Annotated in this window: 6 protein-coding genes; 3 read left to right on the top strand and 3 right to left on the bottom strand. The window is 31.0% G+C overall.

Annotation, left to right across the window (positions count from 1 at the left end):
- Positions 1 to 462: 462 nt before the first annotated feature.
- The gene (locus BHF68_RS07205) at positions 463 to 765 is read right to left on the bottom strand and encodes a hypothetical protein (RefSeq protein WP_069642987.1); all 303 of its coding nucleotides are present in this window, start codon (positions 763 to 765) and stop codon (positions 463 to 465) included.
- A 193-nt stretch (positions 766 to 958) separates the two neighbouring features.
- Positions 959 to 1,399, bottom strand: coding sequence for a hypothetical protein (locus BHF68_RS07200; protein ID WP_069642986.1), 441 nt, complete (start codon positions 1,397 to 1,399; stop codon positions 959 to 961).
- Between the two features lie 365 nt (positions 1,400 to 1,764).
- Between BHF68_RS07200 and BHF68_RS07195 the strand changes: the two genes are divergently transcribed.
- The 3 genes from BHF68_RS07195 to BHF68_RS15365 all read left to right on the top strand — a co-directional run bounded on the left by BHF68_RS07195 (position 1,765) and on the right by BHF68_RS15365 (position 3,084).
- Entirely contained in the window at positions 1,765 to 2,337 is a 573-nt protein-coding gene (locus BHF68_RS07195) for a type II toxin-antitoxin system PemK/MazF family toxin (protein WP_069642985.1), read from the top strand.
- Positions 2,338 to 2,589: 252 nt separating this feature from the next.
- Entirely contained in the window at positions 2,590 to 2,895 is a 306-nt protein-coding gene (locus BHF68_RS07190) for a hypothetical protein (RefSeq protein WP_069642984.1), read from the top strand.
- Positions 2,896 to 2,907: 12 nt separating this feature from the next.
- Positions 2,908 to 3,084: a hypothetical protein gene (locus BHF68_RS15365; RefSeq protein ID WP_176719896.1), complete on the top strand. Its 177-nt coding sequence runs from the start codon at positions 2,908 to 2,910 to the stop codon at positions 3,082 to 3,084.
- 1 nt (position 3,085) lies between these two features.
- On the opposite strand, the gene BHF68_RS07185 is transcribed toward BHF68_RS15365, so the two are convergent.
- Complete coding sequence (locus BHF68_RS07185; RefSeq protein ID WP_069642983.1) at positions 3,086 to 3,274, bottom strand: hypothetical protein; 189 nt, start codon at positions 3,272 to 3,274, stop codon at positions 3,086 to 3,088.
- Positions 3,275 to 3,695: the final 421 nt, after the last annotated feature.

The raw sequence follows: 3,695 nt of genomic DNA, 5'->3' as shown, positions 1-3,695 counted from the left end.
AAGTATATTTTTGCTGTATTGCGCGATTGTAAACCTTTTGTAGAATATTCAAGTGAGCAACACATTATAAATTATAAAAATTCAATACTTTTAAAAGCAAGCTAATATCTAATTATAAGTCTGATACTTTTTAGATTTATGGTAAATATCATAGTCTTATTTCTTATTCCCTTTTTTACTAGATATTTGTTATTTAATAATATTAAAAAACATTTGACTTTCTTTAGCTGGTCTCGGTTAGGCTCAGGGATGTAGTGCGGCAGTTGCTTCGTGCTTATATAACTTTGCGTTTCTTCATGTTTCTATATCTTCCGCACTCTAGTAGGACTGCGTTGTTAGGCGTGGACTATGCCCCTCAGTCAAGAGCAGCAGGACGCTGCGGCCTTAACTGTATTTAATAGCCACTTTAATTAGTGTAATAAACAGTTTATCTATAAGATTACCAACTTACCCCATTATTGCTCAGCTCAATAAAAAATGAAGCATCAGTGGAGCTAATAATAAGACAATAGCGCCAAGTATTAATATTCTAGACACTCTTTTAGGTAGTTTTTCTCTTCCTTTTCCTTTGTACCACCCACTGAATTGCAATCTGTTCCTATATAAAACAAAAATCAAGATGAATACACCAATCATTGAAGCCCAACCATATCGATCAGTGTTTATACCAAGTTCTGAATATATAAAGTGAGGAATATATCCTAATATTGTAGATAGTACAGCAATAATAATGATAATTCGAAGTAATTCTAAAACCACCCTCATATCCATGACCCCCAGTGTTGTTATCAAATGATATATTAGTCCAAATATTCTTCTCCTAACAAATACAAAATATTGAGCTAACGCTCTCAGTTAGTTGAATTTCCCCTTTTGTCTTAATTATAATGTTCAATAGCTAGGCTATTCCATGTAAAATATAATAACGATTAAACTAACGGGTGCGTTAGTTTAGTAATCAGGAAATTAAATCCCTTATCCTGTTCACAGAGGTAATAATAACGTATAAAGGCAAAGCAGAAATAATAATATTACTTTCAAAAATTGCTTTCCATAATTTCATTCCATTACAAAGCTTATAAACAAATAAAATTATGGACATAGTTACCGCAACAAAGAGTATCCATAAAAATTCTTTTTGTCTATTTACTTCATAATCTATGGCATCAATCTTCCAAGTGTCTTTTTCTGAAAAACTTACGGTTTTAATATTCTTTTCAATTCCTACCACATTGAATGATTTCAACGTTATACTATCGTTTTGCACTTCAACAATATCATATCCATTTGGTAAAAATGAAACTTTGTAAACTATAAGATATGCGACACTAGCAACAATAATTGCAATTAACAAAAAGGCTGAATATTTCTTAATCTTTGTCCTAAGAGTATTATTCATTTATCAAATCATTCCCCTAACTCTTCTGCCCTATAATTCAACAAGTAATAGAAAATACCCTTATTCCCCGCGCAGGACGCGCGGTAAATGCAGAGTCTGTCGCCTAACGTCCTAGGTTAACGATGTACGCTCTTACATATCAACTCACAGTAAGCGTATGTCGGTAACCGTTTGTTATCCGACGTTCCTTAACGTGTTGGTTTTGGTCTGTTTATTTTAAACCCTTGTTATTTTAAATCTTTTTTGTTTTTTAACGTGTTTCCCTTATTTTCCTGTTTTCTGCATTTATATTAACATAAAATAAAATAATATGCAGGATTTTCCTTCTTTCTGTCGAAATTTGTATGACAGATGGGAGGTGGAGTATGACAGAATTAAAAATTAAAACGTCAGATAAGCAAAAAATAAAATTATTGTGCAACCAAGTATACCAATTATTAAATAATTTAGTTGATGACACTAATGACAATGAGAGATTAGAAAAAATTCAATTGTATCTGGAATGGCTAAAAGTCAAAACAAATAAAGTTAAAGAAGAGCCAACTTTTGAATTAAGTTCAATTCCTGATTTAAGACGTAGAGATGTTATCCTAGTAGATTTAGGATTTAATATTGGGGACGAGTTTGGTGGTCAACATACTAGTATTGTTCTTAGAAACAGCTTTCAGAGTAACAAAAGAGTGTTGATATTACCCATTACAAGTCAAGAGCCAAAGAATAAAAATTTATCTATCTATGTTAAAATAGGTAAAATAAAAGGTTTGACAGGAGATAAGTTTCATTGGGCTAATATATTTAATATAATATCAATTAGCAAACAAAGGGTTATTTGCCCGCCTAAACCTAAAACTGTTAGCAATAGAATTATGACGAGAATCAATGGAGCAATTAATTCCCAAATTTCATATAGAATGTTTGACAAAGATAATAAAATGTAGTATTGTTAATAGTATCAAATAGAAGCTACGGGCTTCACTTAAACAATCATTTGGAAGGGCAGATATTTTAATATCTGTCGCTTTCTTTTTAATTTAATTTGCCAAAAGAACTCACACTAACCTGTGGGTTCTTTTTATTTAATTGTTTTTGTGGTTTTTATTTTTTTTCAACCCTACTACCCTGCTCTTTCCTGCAACCATTGCTACTTTGAGATACTAGAATAGGGTTATTATAATTAAAGGAGAATTTATATGAATAAAGAAAAAACTGTCCAATATGAACAGTATGAAGAATACTGCAATGCTGTTCGTAACAATGCTCGTGATGGTGTTGAAGTGAATTGTAACCCAATGGAAGTTAAAATAGATATGGGTAAATATAAATGGAACAATGGTGAGCCTATGGATTATAAAAAAGTATTAGAAGAACAGATAAAAGAATTGCAAAGGGTACAAAGATACAATATTGATGAAAACCATTATCATGTACCCCATGTATGCGAACTATCAAAACAGATACTTGATATAGTGCGAGAATTAAGAGTGAATAATTATTAAAGGAGAATTTATATGCTTGAAAATAGCAATAAATATAAACGAATAGCACTAAAAGATTTATACCCCCTATTAGAAAAAAGAGGGTACTCTAAAGAATTTGGCGAATTTGACTGGCAATTTTTATATGATACTTTAATAAGATTAGATGAATTAGAAAGAGAAATAGCCTTATTGAAGTCTAAAAACTAATTTAGCTATTTTTTCTTTTATCATATTCTTCTAAAATGTCGCATATAAGGTTAATCATTCTTGTATGATTTAATTCGTTTCTGGACATGTCATTATAATTTTCTGGAAGTTTTTCAATTATTTTAACATTAAGTCCGTCTACCTTGATTTTTGATTCAATTATATCTTTTCTAAATTTTTCAAAATCCATCTTTTCCACCTCCTTTCCAATACTACTTTGAGATACTTGCGAGGGAATGTCGGATAACTTGTTTTTTCCCGAACTATAGGTTCGGGAATCCATCTAATATGGCATGATTCCCGACGTTATGTCGGGAAATCTCTACTATAGATAATTAAAAATGAACTAAATAAATTAGCAACCTCAATTGTAAAATGAATTTCCATATCAGTTAGGTAAACCCGGGGTAATAACTACTTGTGGATATCGGTATCCACCTGTATGGATTTTTACATTACAAATTAATAGAGATAGTTATATAAACATTAAGGAAGACTGAAAGAAAATCAGTTTTCCTCTTTTTTATTAATTGCTTTCCATCATAGTCACTGGTACGTTTAAATAGCTGGTGGCAATGAATTGAGGAGAGCAGTCATGTCAAAATATCTAA

Source organism: Desulfuribacillus alkaliarsenatis, from assembly GCF_001730225.1.
Lineage (GTDB): Bacteria > Bacillota > Bacilli > Desulfuribacillales > Desulfuribacillaceae > Desulfuribacillus > Desulfuribacillus alkaliarsenatis.
This window is presented reverse-complemented; position numbering and strand designations above follow the sequence as displayed.